Below are 15,759 nucleotides of genomic sequence, written 5' to 3' on the forward strand. Positions count from 1 at the left end.
TTTTATATCAATTAGTGTTATTTTTCTTATTAATTCTTTCATATATTTTTCGATACTTCCAAGTTGTTCCATCAAGAAAAACAACTAAAAAAAATGCTCCAGATTGATGATGTGCTAAATCAAAGATTAGATTACCTTCTTTTGTTTTACTTAAGCGACTTTTGTTAATATGAATAGATCCTGCTAAATAAGGAACTCCCCAAAAGGAAAGATTCTTATTTTTTAGGTAAAAATATCCATCTTTTTTTAATTTTCCTTTCAGTGGTACTTTTTTAAAAACTTTTCCGTTTTCAAGAAACTTAAAATTTATGCTTTTGTTATCTATTATTTTTAATTCAAACTCATAAGTTTTTAAATTATCTAATTTCAGCGTGTTTTTTAATTTTTTACTATCAATTTCTCTGAAGAAGTTATTGTGAGTCCAGTATTTTTTTTGAATAGAGTCAGCCTCAATATTTAGAATTTTATATTTCCCATTTAATTCCGTTATATTTTTTTCATTCAAAAGGGTAGGATTTGAAACGTTCTTTTGAAATGATGCACAACTTTGAAAAATTAAAACCCCGATATATAATGCTATTTTTATTTTCAAACTTAGATTTTTAAAGGCATACGAATTTGCAGGTTAATATTTATCTATTTCTGATGGATTAAAGATACTAAAAAAGCGCAAACCTAATAATGGCTTGCGCTAATCTTACTACTTTTATATATGTTATTAGGTATTGACTTTTTCTTGTAATCAGTGAATTTTATTAAAATTCTAAATCAAAAATTAAATCAAATTCATCATAAATGGCCTTGTCTTTTAATCCATCAAAGAAACTTGTAGAGCCATATTTTACATCGAATTTTGTTCTATCAATTTTTAACGATGCATTTGCTTTATTACCATAAACAGAAAAATTAAACGAAACCTTTTCAGTTTTACCCTTAATAGTAATGTCTGCTGTTATTTTGTATGCGTTTTTGCTAACAGATTTTACTTTTTTGAAAACTAGAGATGCTGTTGGATATTTTGTAACACCAAAGAAATCATCAGATTTTAGATGCCCCTCTAGTTTACCTTTGTATTCACCTTGTAAGTCTGTACTCGAAATTGAAGACATATCTATAGTAAACTCTCCACCGGTTAATTTATCATCATTAAAGTTTAAGTGACCAGATTTAATTGCGATTGTTCCTTGATGAGCACCAGTAACTTTATAACCTTTCCAAACAACATTGCTGTTTTTTATTTTAATTTCTTTTTTACTGTTAATTGTAGTAAATGAGAATGTAATAAATGCAAGTATTGCAATAAGTACTGTATTTTTAGTTAAATTTTTCATTTTTAATATTTTTAATATTTTTAAATTTTTATTTCGTTTAATTATGCTCCGTAGTAAAATTTTTCTTTAATTATTTTTCCGTCTTTCCATTCTTGCACAGCAATTTGATTGTAATTTCTAATTCCCCAATCTTTATGCGTGTAATCGAAATGCCATTCTACCATAGTTGTGTTTTCACCAATGGTTACTTTTAAAGGTTGAGCACCTCTAAATTCTGTAATAGCACCAAAAAACTCTTCTTCACGTTGTCTATTGGCTGCTTTTCCTTCAATAACAGGATTGTTATTTTCTTGCATAACCACATCGTCATGATAAAATTGATCAAAAGCCTCTAAGGCTTTTCCTTGAAGAATCATGTCATTAACGGTACTAATTTTTTCTAAAAGTATGTTCATTTTTTATTGTTTTAAATACTATGGTACAAATGTCTAAAACAATGAGATGACAGAAAATGATGTAGATTATGAAATGATGTTAAACTAGATTAACATTTATTGGTTTTGTATGATTTGGCTTTTAATTTTACTTAAAAACTCTTTAGTAATACCAAGATAAGAAGCAATCATGTATTGAGGAACACGTTGATTAATGGTTGGGTAACTGTCTTTAAAAACGTGATAGCGCTCTTTAGCTGTAAGACTAAAGTTTCTAGTAATTCTTTTTTGTGATGCAACAAATGCACGTTCTACAATTTTTCTAAAAAGGCGTTCTAGTTTGGGAATCTCTTTATATAGTTCTTCAAGATTCGAGTAGGTAAATTGAATAAGCTGTGTAGCTTCAACACATTGAACATTATAATCTGCTGGAGTTTGAGATGTAAAACTACCTAAATCTGATGTCCACCAATCTTCAATTGAGAACATTACAATATGTTCTTGACCATCTAGATCCATATAAAATGTTTTTGTACACCCAGAAATAATAAAATTTACAGTTTTACAGACATCTCCTTGCTGTGCTATGTATTGATCTTTAAGATAATTTCTATGAACTATTTTAGAAAGTAAAAAGGTTTCTTCTTCATCAGTTAGCGTAATGAATTTGTTTATGTATTCTAATAACGGTTTATTATTCATAGAAAATTTTAGCTTGTACCTAACTTGTTTGTATATGTTTTACGTACTTACTTTCGTAAGTAGGCTATAACTAGTAATAAATTATATATGGCTTAAGTTAGCAATTTAATAAAAAGGTTAAATTTAATACCTATAAATTAGAAAGAATAAATAAGAGAATTAAGATTAATATTTTAATTACTAAAAACAAATTTTTACAATTGAAAAACGATAATTAGTGTATGATGAAATACTGGTTTTGATATTATAAAAATAAATAATAGTTGTAAAAAAGGTAAATTAAAAATGCTAATGATATTACATTTAGCTTAGCATTGAGTATAATTAATGAAAAATTCTCTTAGTTTTTTATTTCATTTTTTTGTTATGCATCATTATTTATTAATAATTTTATTACGATGCGTTAAGCCCCAATCTCGCATTGTTTCAATTACTTTATCTAGTGATTTTCCATAATCAGTAAGGCTGTATTGAACAGAAACGGGTATTGTGTTAAATACTTCTCTATTTATTAATCCGTTTATTTCTAATTCCTTTAACTCCTTAGAGAGCATTCTTGGAGTAATTCCTTCAATTTGACGTTCTAATTCTTTAAATCTATGAATTTTAAAAGAAAGCGCTATAATAATAGGTAACCTCCATTTTCCACCAATTATGTCTATAACATCTCGAACAGGAAGAATAAATTTTTTACATTCGGTTGGTGTGTAAATATCAGTTTTATCTTTTTTTGTCTTCATTTTAACTTATTTCAATAGTTACTATACTAAAGTATATCAGTATACTTTAGTATAGTGGTATACTTTGTATATCAAATTTAATATAAATTTGTTACTCAATAATAAAAGGATATTAAAAATGACGAAAACATTAATAATAAGTTATACACCAAGAGATAACTCGAACACAAAAAAAATGCTTGACTTCTTTACAGAGAGTAATAAGAAGAAAACAAAAATAACATTTGTTGATTTAGCTGAAGAGGCTCCAGATTTATTGTTGAAAGAAAATTTAAATCTTTATGTAAATAGAAATTTTGGTGGAGTAGAACTTAGTGATGAGCAAGAGAAAGTTTTAGCTAAAAATGATGAGATGATGCAGCAATTATTAGCTGCAGATTTTGTTGTTTTAGCGAGTCCTATGTATAACTTTTCAATTCCTGCACCAGTAAAAGCTTGGTTTGACGCCGTTATACAAGCTGGGAAAACATTTACATATACCGAAACTGGTATTAAAGGGTTATGTGAAAACACAAAAGCTTTAATTTTAATGACAAGTGGGAGTGATTTTGGAATGGAACCTTATAAGAGTGTTAATTTTGCAACGCCTCTTTTAATTACAAGTTTTGATTTTCTTGGTATTTCAGCTCAAGCTATTAATAAGTTTGGTATGATACAATATGCAGATAGGTCTGAACAAATGATAGAGGAAGCAAAAGAAGAAATTAAAGTAGTAAGTGAGAAATGGTATTAATTCTAGTTAGTTTAACTTTTATATAAATATTAATGGTTCGTTAAGTATTCTCCCTCTTCAGTTTGTTTTTTTATTTAAAAGTATTTTATTCGGTTCTGGTGGGAAGGATTATAGTTACGTTTAGTAATTGAGTTTTTTTAAACTTTTTAAATTAGTATAATGATTAATCATTTAGGTTTCTTTATAAAATAAGAAAGTAACATCTTACATATGTTTTCTAGATATGTTTTTAAAAACAAACAGGTGTTAGTTTTAAGTTCACTTAATTTTAGCTTTTAGAAAGTTGAATAAAACATAAAAGCCCTTTTTAGGGCTTTTATGTTACTTTTTTTATAAAATAATAAGCTTTTACAAGGTTATCATTATAAGTTATTTCTTTAACTTTCTAACCAATTATTTTGCTCTAATATATTGATCGATTTTAGTAATAATTTGCTGAAATCTTTCAAGGGTCTATTAAAAAGCCCCACAAAAAGAATGTCTTTTTCTGGTATTTCAATGTAAAACGCTCTAAATCCTCCTTGAGAACCAGTATGATAAACAAAATTAACTTCAAAATTATTTTTAGATCTAAATAGGTTTTGTTCACCTGTAAACCAACTATATCCAACAAAAGGATTTAATGTATCTGACCAGTTTTTAGGATGAAATACTTTTCTAGATTCAACAACCATTTTTTTACTTAGGAAGACATTTTTTTGAATAGCTTCTTTATATTTAAGAAGGTCTAATACAGAGGACCAAATACCTCCATTACCTGCAGCTGCAAAAGTAGGTACTTCACCATAATCATATTCATAATAATCACCATAATAAATACTGTCTCCTTTTTGATAATAGTTATCATACCCGTGTGCAACTCCAGATTCAGGGTAAGAACCATTGGTTATTTTACTATGTTTCATTCCAGATGGCTCAAATATGTTTTTTTCAATAAACTTTTGCCAAGGTTCATTGGCTAACTGTTCAATGATTAATGCTAATCCGTTATACGATGGATTTGAATATTGGTATTTTGTTCCCGGATCAAAATTTAAACTATCTGCTTTTTTTAACGGGGCAAAGTTTTCTTTATCTTTTGCGGTGAGATAAAAATCATAGTTATCCCTTACTTTTCTATTATCAGGCAATCCAGATGTATGTGATAACATATGTTTTATAGTTACTTTTTTAGCAAGGTTTATGTTGTTGAAATCATTGAAATATTTAGATAGATCATCATCTAATGAAAGAGAATCTCTTTCATTAAGAATTAAGATTCCGTTCGATACAAATGTTTTTGAAATTGAGCCAGTATTGAAAATGGTATTTTCGGTGATTTTTTCTTTAGTAACAATATCAGCAAGTCCATAACTCTTCAAAAAAGCTATGTTCTTTCCCTTTTTTATTAATATAGAACCTCCAGGTTCATCTTTAGAGAATTCATTTTCAAATAAATTATTTAGTTGAAGATTTAAAGTGTCGTTTGTGTTTTTTTTAGAACACGAAATTATTGTAATGCAGGTTATTAATAAAAATAGATGTTTCATAGTAACTATCAAGTTTCAATTTTATTATTTAGATTTTTTTGGTAAAGATTAGTTGAGTAATTAAGCGACTAATTTACTAAAATAAAACTTACTGTTGTGATTGTAAAAGAATTGATAAGAAAGCAAATACTCGCAATTAATCTAATAAACTGTTAGTGTCTAGTGCTTTTTATTTCACAATATACTTTACTATAATTTTAGATAATCGACCTTAACTTATTTTTCTTTGCAATAAAATTTAGATTTGATTCTACTTAATGTTTCTTGTGATATATTAATATAGGAAGCTACAATTTTGTTTGGTAGGCGTTTTACAATATTAGGATTAATTTGAAACAATTGTTTATACCTTTCAGATGCGTTTAGAGTAGTAAATGAAATTAATCTTTTAGAATTATTCACATATGCCTTTTCTAAGTATGTATTATAAAAATCTTTCCATTTGGGAATAATTTTCATAAGATGTCTAAAATCTTTGTGAGTAATATATAAAAGCTCACTATTTTCAATTACTTGAATAGATTCTTGAGCAGGTTGATTAGTTATAAAACTAACGAATTCTGTAGCAAATTGATTTTCAAAAGCAATATAGCGTGTAATATCTTTGCCTAACTCATCTAAATAGAATAATCTTAAACAACCTTTGTTTACAAAGTAACTAACTTGACTATTTTTTCCATTTGAAAGTAAAGTTTCATTTTTACTTTTTTTTATTTTTTTAAAATGAGATAATACTATTTTTAAATCGTCGTCATCAATATCAATATTCTTTTTTATGTAATTTATGAGTTCGTTATAGTTTGTCATTTATTTATAGTCTCTCACAAATTTACGATATTGAATAATATCTTGAATAGATAAAACAACCAAATTATGCTCCTCTGCAAACTGTATAATCGTATCATTTTTAGCCATTGTACCATCGTCATTCATTAATTCACACAGTACAGCTTCAGGTTTTAAACCAGCTAATTTCATTAAATCGATGCTTCCTTCTGTATGACCTTTTCTTTCTAGTACGCCATTATCATTCGCCCTTAAGGGAAAAATATGACCAGGTTTGGCTAAATCACTACTTTTAGTATTTTCATTGCAGGCTACTTGGATCGTTTTTAATCGGTCTTTAGCAGAAACTCCTGTAGTTACACCTTCTTTTGCTTCTATAGTAATTGTAAAAGGTGTTTGAAAACTACTTGTGTTTTCCTTCATCATATAAGGTAAATTAAGTAGGTCAGCTTTTTCGTTGGTTAAGCACAAACAAACGATACCACTACACTTTCTAATCATTAATGCCATTTGATTAATAGTCATGTTATGAGCAGAGAATATTAAATCACCTTCATTTTCTCTATGGATATCATCAATTAATATAACTCCATTTCCATTTTGAAGATTTATCAATGCTTTTTCTATCCTTTCTTGACTGTTGTTTCCAAATAGTTTTAATGTATCTAGTTCTGTTATTACCATTTTAAATTATTTTAATTTTTCAAGTACAAAACTAATGTTGTTATCAGTCAAATTATTTGACGTAAGTCAATAAATCAATCTTTTCGATTGTTACCTAAAGTATTCTTTATATTGTTTGTTATATGTTTAATTACCTAATTTAAACCAATAGAAAATCCGTAAATATTTTCTTCATTCCTTTTCTCATCCCATTCTTTAGCAATAGATACTGTATTAATGTTTTACCATTCATTGGGCAATGACTTTGTAACATTAGATGTTAATATTTTAGTGATGTTTTTTATCAAATGTATTTCAATAAAATTTTATATAGATAATCGTTTTGTATTAAAGTTAAAATCTATATAAACATTTGTCTTTACCATTAAATTAATTTAGTCATATTATACCTTTATGTAAATCATTGATGGCTTTAATATTAGAAGAACCATAGCCTTTTATTATTTCAAAACCACTCGAGTCTATTAATGTTGCAACATATTCTTGATTAATGAGTTCAATTTTTATATGTTGTAATTCAGTTATTTCAATTAATGAATTTATCATTATTTCCAATTTTCATTTATTATTTGATGTGTAATTACAGAAGCAACTTCACTACCTTCAGCAATTGAAGAAGTTACACCGCTCCAGCCAGTTCTAGCATCACCAATAATATAAAAACCTTTAATTTCTGTTTCTTTATTGTCATCAACTTTATAAAGTTCCATTCCAAAGTGACCAATTTCAGTCGGTATATTCATCTTTTTAACGAAATCAGTACTTTCAGTTGATTTAGTATCGGGTAAAAAACCACCATCTCTTTCAATGATTGAATCATCTATAAGTTTAATAGCTATTAGTTGACCTTTGTTTGAAATAAGTTTTTTAATTTTCTTTTCAACGATTTGTATTCCATTTTTGTTAAGATTAGATATTAATTCGTAGTCCGTAACTTTTTCTCCGTTTGTAAAGACAATAATATTTTTTGACCAATGAGAAATTGTTTTTGAAAACATAGGTGCCATTATAGCATCACCAAAAACAGCCAATTTTTTGTCAGCCATTTCAAAACCATCACAAAATGGGCAAGGATAAACAGATTTACCATATACTTCTAATAAACCTTCAATTCCAATTTCTTCGATGTTATCTTTATGTCCTGTTGCAACAATAACTCTTTTAGCTGAATATATGTTCTGTTTTGTTTCAACAGAAAACGTATTATTTCTATGCTTTACATATATAGCTTTTTCTTTTTTGTAATTAACAGATTTATATTTTGATAATTGTTGCTTTGCTATTTTGAATATTTCGGAAGGGTGTTTTCCATCTTGAGTTAAAAAACCATGTGAATGTGTTGTTACAATGTTTCTTGGGTTTTCAGTATTTAATATTAATGTTTTTATTCTACTTCTACCTAAAACCAATCCAGCACTCATTCCTGCTGGACCACCTCCAATAATTATTACTTCATAATTCATATTTATTGTTTTTTTATTTGTTTTAATTGTAAATTATTAAAAACTACTAATTCTGGGACTATTAGAATTCCACTTAATATTAAAGCCCCTTGTTTTATAAAATTTTTACGTTTCATTTATTTTAATGATTTGTAATAGCATTGAAGTATGATACCCAAGCCATTTCAACAATTTCTTGTAATTTTGATTCATCTTCAAGAATTAAATTTATAGCGGCATCAATTGTTGAAAAATATAGACTTTCTATCCAATCTAATGTTAATCGAGGGTTGAATGAACTATTGTTTTTTAGTGTTTCTAATAAATCTCTAAAAATTTGCATCATTTTTCGAAAGTCTAATGATTCTTCTTCCATCCCTTGATACCCGTTTCTATAGGTATATAAGAAACGGAATTGACATCCACTTTCAATATCACTAAAAAACATTGATTTAAGTTGATATACAGAATCGCTAGAAGATTTAATTGAATCTTCAGTTTTCTTTAAACAAAGGCTACTTGCATAGGTAATTATTTCCTCAATAAGTGCTGACTTTCCATTAAAGTGTCTATGAAGAGTTCTTCTATTTAAGTTTATTGATTCTGCAATATCTTCAATTGAAGCAGTAGGGTTTTTGCTAAATACTTTAATCGCTGCTGATATAATTTTTATTTTAGTATTATTCATTATGTCTCAATTATGAGACAAATATACAGTTGTCACATTAATGAGACAAGTTTATTGTGTTTTTTCTAATTAGGTTTTGATATTTACTATTTATATAAAACCAATTGAAAAAACGATCATAGTTAACAAAAAGAAGGAACCTTAATTTAGATTTTACCTGGTCTGTATAATAGAAAGTATCATTTCTTTATTTAAGTAATTTTTTTTTAAGTTTTTTCTAAATGAATTTATATTCTTCATTAGATCAACTTTGCTAAATGTTTTTAGCTAGTTTATAAACCCTTTTATTGGTTATAAGTTTTAAAGTTAGTTTTTATAGCTTTATGTTCTCTTTTTTCTAACTAATTAGAAACTTAATAAGAGTAGTTATTTATATATTTTTAATTTTCTCATATTAAAGCTAACGTTTTGGTTAATAAACGTTACAGTTATTAAGCTAGTAAGAAGAGCTGAAATTGTACTCCTTTGAGCGTTTTTAAAAAGGATACTTACGTTGTAAAATACCTAGATACAACATCATTTTTTTCCTTTATTAGTTATAGTAACTTTGATTGAATTAAGATTTATCTATTAATTTTAATTTTTCGTATTTGTTACTCTGTATTGTAAACCAAAAAATAACCCATATGTTTTTAGGTTTCTGTTGGTTGAATATTTAATGATTGTTCAAAGACTTATAGATAATTCATAAAATGATAGGCATTCGAGAAGTATATTTTCAGAATAGATATTAAACAATGTACTTTGAAAAGTTTAGGACGACCTCATAAATCCATTTTAATATAAAGTGTAAACGATTTTATATGAATTTTTTTTCTAATTTATCTGAATAATATTCAATTGCTTTTTGATATTCTTGTATGCCCTTATCGATACTTGTTTTTGCAACAACATTCAATAGTAAATTCATTGCTTCTTGATGGTTTTCGACATTATACAGGGCCATAGCTTTAAAAACTTTATATTCATTGTTTAATGGAAATTTTTTTATTGCTATGTTAAAAAGAGTTATGGATTTTTCATACTCCCCAATGCATCTATAAGTACTCCCTAATCCAAGATAACAACCTTTTAAATCTTCACCGTTTAATCCTAATTCAAGTGCTTTTTCATATTTTGGTCGAGCTTCAATTTCTCGTTCCATATTATCGCAAAGCCAAGCATAATGATAGTAGATTTTAGCATTCTTCGGGTAATCATTAATTAATTCAATGAATATTTTTTCTGAATTAGAATAATTTTTTTGACTTCTTAACTCTATCGCTTTGTTTAATTTTTCAGTCATTTTTTTTAGCAGTTCTAATTACTGTTAACTTTTATGTATAAGAAACGTAGGGTAGGGGGGCTAAGTATTGTCGTTTCGGTTAGGTACTAAGCCAAATGTAATATTTTCCTTTTTTGTAGAAAACTCAATTTTATATTTGGCTGTATTTGTTAATACTCACAAACCTTTCGATTTAGCACGAACCCCTAGTTTTTTTATACAACTTTCTATTTCGTTGTAATTAGCTATAGTTATAATCATACTAAAGGTTTAACTCCCACATTTGCTCTTCTAAATTTTCTTTCCAAAGTGAATGAGTTTTAGTTTCAGTCATGATAAAACCATTTTTTTCATAAATTGTGTGCGCATTATCTAAACCTATGTGAGTCCAAAGAAAAATATGCTTATATTTTGTTTTTTTAGCAAAATCTATTAGTTTATTCATTAAAACTCTACCAATTCCAAACCCTCTTAGAGCCGGTGATAAAAAGAAAAAACGTAGTTGCGCTGAGTCATTAGAACGATGCTGTAAAGCTATTGAACCTTCAACTTTTCCATTTTTTTCAACGACATAAAATACATCTTTTTTTGTATCAAAATTTAGCATAAATTCAGAAAAATCTTTAGCTACATATGCTTCGAAAATTTCGGTATAACCATAAATGTCAGCATAATATTTTCCATGAAAGTGAGTAACAGTTCCTAAATCACCAGGTTGATGTGTTCTAATTATTGGTAAGTTTTCTTTTTTAGGATTTAAACAAGAGTAAGCTGTATCAATAGCATTTATTAGTTTGGACTGAGAATCATTGTCAAGTTTTTCAAGTATACTATTAATTCTTTGGTTTTCAAATTTGTTTATTTCATCTGTAATTTTTTCACCTACGGCTGTTAAGCTTAAATAGTTAGACCTTTTATCATTGTTATCTGATATTTTGCTTATGTAACCCTTAGTTGTGTATTTTTTTATTATTCTAGAAGCATAACCAGTATCAATATGTAATGTTTCAGATAGTTCTTTTAATGTTAATTTGTTGTGAATGCTTAATTCATACAAAATACGAGTTTCGGTAACAGAAAAATTATTATTGTAATTCGAATCAAAAACTTTTAATCTGTTAAAATAATCTCGATTAAATTTTCTTATTAGTTCTATTTTATTTGACATAAACATTTATTTAATTGACTTTGTCAAATATAGTGAAATTAATTTAATCTTATTAACTCTTCTAGGTAATTTTATATTCTATTGGTTGTCTTGAAGTTTAAATTTCTACTCTTGATAAATTTTGGGCAATGAATAGCAACGTTTTGCAAAGCTTTGTTTTAATGTAATTTAGGTTTCGTCTATACTTTATTTTTAATTTGGTTAGATATCATAATTATATATTTGACTATTATTTTTCAAATATTTGTGTATAGGCTTTTTTCATTTGTTCTATTTCGCCATCATATAGCTCTTTGTAGAGTTTTCGCTTTCTACTTGCAAGTTTTCCTTTATTTTGAAGGAGGAATAAAATCATACGATCAATTTTATTATCAGAAATATCTACTATGTTTTGTCTTTTACTCTTTAGTTCATCATAGCATTGTAGAAAAAGAAGTTCTTCTGTAATACCTATTGTAACTGTTTATTGTATTGCTTTTGGTAAAAATACTGTATGATTTGTTTGATCTGGATACCTGAATAACGCTTCTATATCTGACGCATTATTAACTATCATTTCACCTGAATCGTTCAAGCGACTTTTTCCGTCATTCTGAAAAACGTAATTTACTCCGTTATCACAGCTAATTAATAGTAGAAATGAAAATAATATGAGAATGTTTTTCTGAAATTCTATTTTTTTTGATAATGAAGCATAAAGTTTAGTGTAAAATGCGTTTTAGTGCATACTTACACCTTGTTGTACGCTAGATTTTCTATTTTTTATTATTCTTATTAAACTTGGAATTACAGCCGTTATTAGAGAAATACCTAGAATCAATCCGTAATTGACTTCATTATATCTGAGTCTTCGAATTCCATCATCACATGCAGTACATTCAACTACTTTCAAGTTCGCATCAATAGTGCAAACTCCTGTCAACATTACCACAAAGATCAAAATCGCTATTACGGAATTGATAGTAATCTTGCTGATTGGCTTAGTAAATAAGTCTAAAGCAAGTAATAATAAGGTAATTCCGAAACTAGGATAGTAAACTGGAGAAGCAAATAAATAAAAGTTCTTTCCAACGAATCGGATTCGATTATTAGTTGTCCATTGATATAAATCCAGTACTGTACTTCTCAAAAATGATTCAAGAAATATTGAAAGTCCAGTCCCTATCAAAAAGAACACCAGTCCTATTATTGTTTTTGTCTTCATTCAAATTCTTGCTTACGTACAACAACGAGCTGTATGTACCAGTACATATATTTCCATTATGTTTTAAAACAAATTAAATACAATTGATAGAGTTTATGATAATGAATACTAAATTTAAAATATGTTAAATAGTATTTGTAGCACAGTATTTTAAAGAGGAAAGGTAAATAAACATTTTAGGGATAAATAAAATATGTGTCGAATTAAACGTTTAATTCGACACATATGAAAAAATGATTAATTCTTATTAAGCGCTTATCTAAAGATTTTTCTTGTAAAGCCAAATAAAAATACAATAAAACTTAGGTTAAGCACCAAAATTTCCACTAAGCTTTTTTGTCTGCTAAAATATTATTAACATAATCATTTGTTGTTTTTTTACTCTGTATAGCCTTTATTATAATCCATTCTATATTTTCTCAATCAGATTCAAGTTCAAAATATCAAAGTCAAATAAGTATGATATTTTCCGATCATATTCTTGTCTTCTCACTGCTATCACTTATATAAAATGTTGTGGACTTTTACACTAAGCTACTAAAAATAATTATTCTCTAGGCGGGCTTGAGCTTTCTCAATAATTTTCTTGTAACTACTACCCATGGTTGACATTTTTTTGATAGCTGCTTTAACAAGTTCATAGTTAGCATTTGTAGGTACAGCATTTCTGCTCATAGTTTTATGAGTAGGAACAAAATTTACCTTAGCAGTTGCAGTCTTCTCAACAGGTGTTCCATCTTTAACCCTTTTTTGAAGTTCAGTGGCTTTTTTTGCATATTTATCGTCCAAAACAATATATGCATCAAATGATAATTTTCCATCAGCTAATTGATTAACTAAATCTGCTTGCAAGGCAACAAACCTACGAAAGGTTTCTAAATCTGCAGCCACTCGTATTCTTGTTGCGTCAAAAGCTCCTTGTAGCTCTATATCTTTTTCACTTTGAATGAGTCGGTAATAAATAGCTGTTGTTGTAACAGCTTCTTCACCAAAAGTCTCGTTATCTTGAATGTTGATAGATGATGCATACAGAAAAGCAATTGTACCAGGTGCTAATCGACTCATAGAAAATGCTAAACTAGCTGCAGCTGTAGAAGAAGACTTAGCAGCTTCGGCAACTGAAACTACCATATCAGAATATGCATCAATTGCCTCTGGGCTTGTGGATGCTTGTGGGTTTTTTGGGTCTGTAGCTACTTTCGCAGCTTTTAAAGCAGAAGTTACTACACCAGCAATCTTGTCTAAACTAAATTCACTTGTGTATTCTGTTTTGATGTTGGCTTGATATTGAGTTTCTCTAGCATCATCAATCTTAGCACTTTCTAAGTGACTGTCAATTTGATGATAAAACGTTGCTTTGTTGGATGCTTCTTGGTCTTTTATCATCGCTTCAAGCTTATCAATTTGTTGTTTAGCGTTAACGGTTTTATCGGCTACACGCTCTACACTTGGAGTTCTACACGCCATGTTCTTATTATTTTAATTTTCCCTACTCGTAAGGCTTTTTGGAAAACGCCCCGTTTATTTTGTGGTCTCTGGACTCCACATATTATATTCAGTATTCATTTTAGATAGGCAGTCAGCTAGTCTTTGCATACCTTTTTTTAGTCTCCCTATTTTTAAGCAATAGCATATCACCTAATTTTTACATTATTGATGATGTTTTGTTTTATTCAGGAACTATCCTAGTCATCACTATTCTTCTCGTGGTACCAACTTCTTTTATTTTTTACAACGATTAATCCTTCTGGATGGATATATTCTTCTCCTTTAATATCTGAGTATTTAGCCCATCTACTTCCTTTAGAAACAGAACGTTCTCCCTCTGTATTTTGGTTTTTTGTATATACTACAGATTGCATAGCATCATACTTAGAGGCATCTCTAACAATTTCGTTATAAGCAGTCGCAATATCACTTTTACTTAAGCTAAGTTTTTCTTTTAAAGGGGTTCCCCAATTTGTTAAACACTTTTCAGCAAGATCTCTAACAATCTTTCCAGGAGCAAATAATTCATCGTTTCCATCTCCTCCATCAATCGCTGCATTTCCTACTACAGTAGCGTGTCTTCCTCGAATTGGCAAAACAGTAGCTTTAATCATTTTATCAAGCTCAGGAATTACAGGTGCAAATCCAATACTTCTTTCATCATGTGCATATACAGCAAAATATTCTTTCACATTAGCTGCAAGCTTAATACGATCATCTCTAAATTGACCTGAACCAGGAACAGGATCTACCGCAAAAATGTTTACAGGTATTTTTTTTAAAGAAGGGTCTTTTGCCATAGCATTAGCTAACATATGGCAGGTAACACCACCTCGGCTCCATCCAATAATATTTACAACTGACGGAAGTTTTCCGTTTCTAAAGATTTCAGCTTTTTTTGCTTGCAATTCTTGAGGGGTTGTTTTACGATTTGGATATTCATAAATATTTCGTATCCAACCAATATTTTTTGCATCTGGAACTTCTACTTCAGATTTTTTTAGAATTTCGTATTCTTCTTTTGTCATATTTTTTCGACTCCATTCATACTTTCCTTTAATTACTGCAACGGCATGTGCTACATTTTCTTCCCATCCTGCACCAAAAGCTTTTCCTCTAAAATCAGCATAATTACCTGGTTGAGTCCATTTTTCGTCCTCTAGAAGATTTCCACTACCTGGACCATCTACAACAATCCAATCTACGAACTCCTTTCCTTCATGATTTGTTGCTAGTTTGGAAATAAGTTCTCCTGCATGGTAATTTTTGTTATAATTTGCATCCCAGTTGTTTGAGCCTGTTCCGCAAAAAAATATAGTAAATACTGACATAATTTTTTAACTTTAATTGTTTCGCTTACTCTATACCTGTTTTCAGCTTCCCAGTTATAAATGTGTTTTTTAATACTAATTTTGACGACTGATACCTTGTTGATAGCGAGTCTGTATTTGTTTCTTACTTTATTTAGATTTATTGTTTTTCAGACCTGAAATTTTTAATAAGTTGACACAGTTGTAATTACCATTTGTATTGTTAAAAGGTAGCATAAACCAAAACGCTGTTTTATTATTGAAATCAATATGTATAGAACTATCTAACCAAACCTTTAGAAACTATTTAGATTAA

17 protein-coding genes are annotated in these 15,759 nt (G+C 28.3%); 1 reads left to right on the forward strand and 16 read right to left on the reverse strand.

Annotation, left to right across the window (positions count from 1 at the left end; genetic code table 11):
• Positions 1–7: 7 nt before the first annotated feature.
• The 5 genes from H518_RS0102750 to H518_RS0102770 all read right to left on the reverse strand — a co-directional run bounded on the left by H518_RS0102750 (position 8) and on the right by H518_RS0102770 (position 3,147).
• Positions 8–592: a hypothetical protein gene (locus H518_RS0102750; RefSeq protein WP_028887647.1), complete on the reverse strand. Its 585-nt coding sequence runs from the start codon at positions 590–592 to the stop codon at positions 8–10.
• A 163-nt stretch (positions 593–755) separates the two neighbouring features.
• Positions 756–1,331 (reverse strand): YceI family protein, encoded by a 576-nt coding sequence (locus H518_RS0102755; RefSeq protein WP_028887648.1) that lies wholly within the window; start codon positions 1,329–1,331, stop codon positions 756–758.
• A gap of 41 nt (positions 1,332–1,372) precedes the next feature.
• Positions 1,373–1,726, reverse strand: coding sequence for a nuclear transport factor 2 family protein (locus tag H518_RS0102760; protein WP_028887649.1), 354 nt, complete (start codon positions 1,724–1,726; stop codon positions 1,373–1,375).
• 96 nt (positions 1,727–1,822) lie between these two features.
• Positions 1,823–2,407: a Crp/Fnr family transcriptional regulator gene (locus tag H518_RS0102765; RefSeq protein ID WP_028887650.1), complete on the reverse strand. Its 585-nt coding sequence runs from the start codon at positions 2,405–2,407 to the stop codon at positions 1,823–1,825.
• Between the two features lie 374 nt (positions 2,408–2,781).
• Positions 2,782–3,147 carry a winged helix-turn-helix transcriptional regulator gene (locus tag H518_RS0102770; protein ID WP_028887651.1) on the reverse strand — a complete coding sequence of 122 codons (366 nt, stop codon included), beginning with the start codon at positions 3,145–3,147 and terminating at the stop codon, positions 2,782–2,784.
• Positions 3,148–3,265: 118 nt separating this feature from the next.
• Between H518_RS0102770 and H518_RS19110 the strand changes: the two genes are divergently transcribed.
• Complete coding sequence (locus tag H518_RS19110; protein WP_051263644.1) at positions 3,266–3,880, forward strand: FMN-dependent NADH-azoreductase; 615 nt, start codon at positions 3,266–3,268, stop codon at positions 3,878–3,880.
• Positions 3,881–4,257: 377 nt separating this feature from the next.
• Here H518_RS19110 and H518_RS0102780 read toward each other — a convergent pair whose 3' ends face one another.
• From H518_RS0102780 to H518_RS19115, 11 genes are all read right to left on the reverse strand, one after another.
• Positions 4,258–5,409 carry a serine hydrolase domain-containing protein gene (locus tag H518_RS0102780; protein WP_028887652.1) on the reverse strand — a complete coding sequence of 384 codons (1,152 nt, stop codon included), beginning with the start codon at positions 5,407–5,409 and terminating at the stop codon, positions 4,258–4,260.
• Between the two features lie 216 nt (positions 5,410–5,625).
• Positions 5,626–6,216, reverse strand: a complete 591-nt coding sequence (locus H518_RS0102785; RefSeq protein ID WP_028887653.1) for a Crp/Fnr family transcriptional regulator — start codon at positions 6,214–6,216, stop codon at positions 5,626–5,628.
• Positions 6,217–6,879, reverse strand: a complete 663-nt coding sequence (gene ribB / locus H518_RS0102790; protein WP_028887654.1) for a 3,4-dihydroxy-2-butanone-4-phosphate synthase — start codon at positions 6,877–6,879, stop codon at positions 6,217–6,219. It lies immediately after the preceding gene.
• A 378-nt stretch (positions 6,880–7,257) separates the two neighbouring features.
• The gene (locus tag H518_RS21000; RefSeq protein ID WP_155995129.1) at positions 7,258–7,425 is read right to left on the reverse strand and encodes a hypothetical protein; all 168 of its coding nucleotides are present in this window, start codon (positions 7,423–7,425) and stop codon (positions 7,258–7,260) included.
• Positions 7,425–8,342: an NAD(P)/FAD-dependent oxidoreductase gene (locus tag H518_RS0102800; protein ID WP_028887655.1), complete on the reverse strand. Its 918-nt coding sequence runs from the start codon at positions 8,340–8,342 to the stop codon at positions 7,425–7,427. Before H518_RS0102800 ends, H518_RS21000 begins: the two co-directional genes overlap by 1 nt.
• Before the next feature lie 121 nt (positions 8,343–8,463).
• Positions 8,464–9,009 carry a TetR/AcrR family transcriptional regulator gene (locus tag H518_RS0102805; protein ID WP_028887656.1) on the reverse strand — a complete coding sequence of 182 codons (546 nt, stop codon included), beginning with the start codon at positions 9,007–9,009 and terminating at the stop codon, positions 8,464–8,466.
• 799 nt (positions 9,010–9,808) lie between these two features.
• Positions 9,809–10,294, reverse strand: a complete 486-nt coding sequence (locus tag H518_RS0102810) for a tetratricopeptide repeat protein (protein ID WP_028887657.1) — start codon at positions 10,292–10,294, stop codon at positions 9,809–9,811.
• A 241-nt stretch (positions 10,295–10,535) separates the two neighbouring features.
• The gene (locus H518_RS0102815) at positions 10,536–11,441 is read right to left on the reverse strand and encodes a bifunctional helix-turn-helix transcriptional regulator/GNAT family N-acetyltransferase (protein WP_028887658.1); all 906 of its coding nucleotides are present in this window, start codon (positions 11,439–11,441) and stop codon (positions 10,536–10,538) included.
• A gap of 718 nt (positions 11,442–12,159) precedes the next feature.
• The gene (locus H518_RS21005) at positions 12,160–12,366 is read right to left on the reverse strand and encodes a hypothetical protein (RefSeq protein WP_155995131.1); all 207 of its coding nucleotides are present in this window, start codon (positions 12,364–12,366) and stop codon (positions 12,160–12,162) included.
• An 816-nt stretch (positions 12,367–13,182) separates the two neighbouring features.
• Complete coding sequence (locus tag H518_RS0102825) at positions 13,183–14,112, reverse strand: hypothetical protein (RefSeq protein ID WP_028887660.1); 930 nt, start codon at positions 14,110–14,112, stop codon at positions 13,183–13,185.
• A 218-nt stretch (positions 14,113–14,330) separates the two neighbouring features.
• Positions 14,331–15,464 (reverse strand): hypothetical protein, encoded by a 1,134-nt coding sequence (locus tag H518_RS19115; protein ID WP_051263645.1) that lies wholly within the window; start codon positions 15,462–15,464, stop codon positions 14,331–14,333.
• Positions 15,465–15,759: the final 295 nt, after the last annotated feature.

The organism is Tenacibaculum ovolyticum DSM 18103, assembly GCF_000430545.1.
Taxonomy (GTDB): Bacteria; Bacteroidota; Bacteroidia; order Flavobacteriales; family Flavobacteriaceae; genus Polaribacter; species Polaribacter ovolyticus.

Coding starts and splice junctions, on each gene's coding strand:
- H518_RS0102825 (WP_028887660.1), bottom strand. CDS start 14,112: ATGGCGTGTAGAACTCCAAGTGTAGAGCGTGTAGCCGATAAAACCGTT.
- H518_RS0102770 (WP_028887651.1), bottom strand. CDS start 3,147: ATGAAGACAAAAAAAGATAAAACTGATATTTACACACCAACCGAATGT.
- H518_RS21005 (WP_155995131.1), bottom strand. CDS start 12,366: ATGTTGACAGGAGTTTGCACTATTGATGCGAACTTGAAAGTAGTTGAA.
- H518_RS0102800 (WP_028887655.1), bottom strand. CDS start 8,342: ATGAATTATGAAGTAATAATTATTGGAGGTGGTCCAGCAGGAATGAGT.
- H518_RS19110 (WP_051263644.1), top strand. CDS start 3,266: ATGACGAAAACATTAATAATAAGTTATACACCAAGAGATAACTCGAAC.
- H518_RS19115 (WP_051263645.1), bottom strand. CDS start 15,464: ATGTCAGTATTTACTATATTTTTTTGCGGAACAGGCTCAAACAACTGG.
- H518_RS0102805 (WP_028887656.1), bottom strand. CDS start 9,009: ATGAATAATACTAAAATAAAAATTATATCAGCAGCGATTAAAGTATTT.
- H518_RS21000 (WP_155995129.1), bottom strand. CDS start 7,425: ATGATAAATTCATTAATTGAAATAACTGAATTACAACATATAAAAATT.
- H518_RS0102785 (WP_028887653.1), bottom strand. CDS start 6,216: ATGACAAACTATAACGAACTCATAAATTACATAAAAAAGAATATTGAT.
- H518_RS0102760 (WP_028887649.1), bottom strand. CDS start 1,726: ATGAACATACTTTTAGAAAAAATTAGTACCGTTAATGACATGATTCTT.
- H518_RS0102810 (WP_028887657.1), bottom strand. CDS start 10,294: ATGACTGAAAAATTAAACAAAGCGATAGAGTTAAGAAGTCAAAAAAAT.
- H518_RS0102780 (WP_028887652.1), bottom strand. CDS start 5,409: ATGAAACATCTATTTTTATTAATAACCTGCATTACAATAATTTCGTGT.
- ribB (WP_028887654.1), bottom strand. CDS start 6,879: ATGGTAATAACAGAACTAGATACATTAAAACTATTTGGAAACAACAGT.
- H518_RS0102765 (WP_028887650.1), bottom strand. CDS start 2,407: ATGAATAATAAACCGTTATTAGAATACATAAACAAATTCATTACGCTA.
- H518_RS0102755 (WP_028887648.1), bottom strand. CDS start 1,331: ATGAAAAATTTAACTAAAAATACAGTACTTATTGCAATACTTGCATTT.
- H518_RS0102815 (WP_028887658.1), bottom strand. CDS start 11,441: ATGTCAAATAAAATAGAACTAATAAGAAAATTTAATCGAGATTATTTT.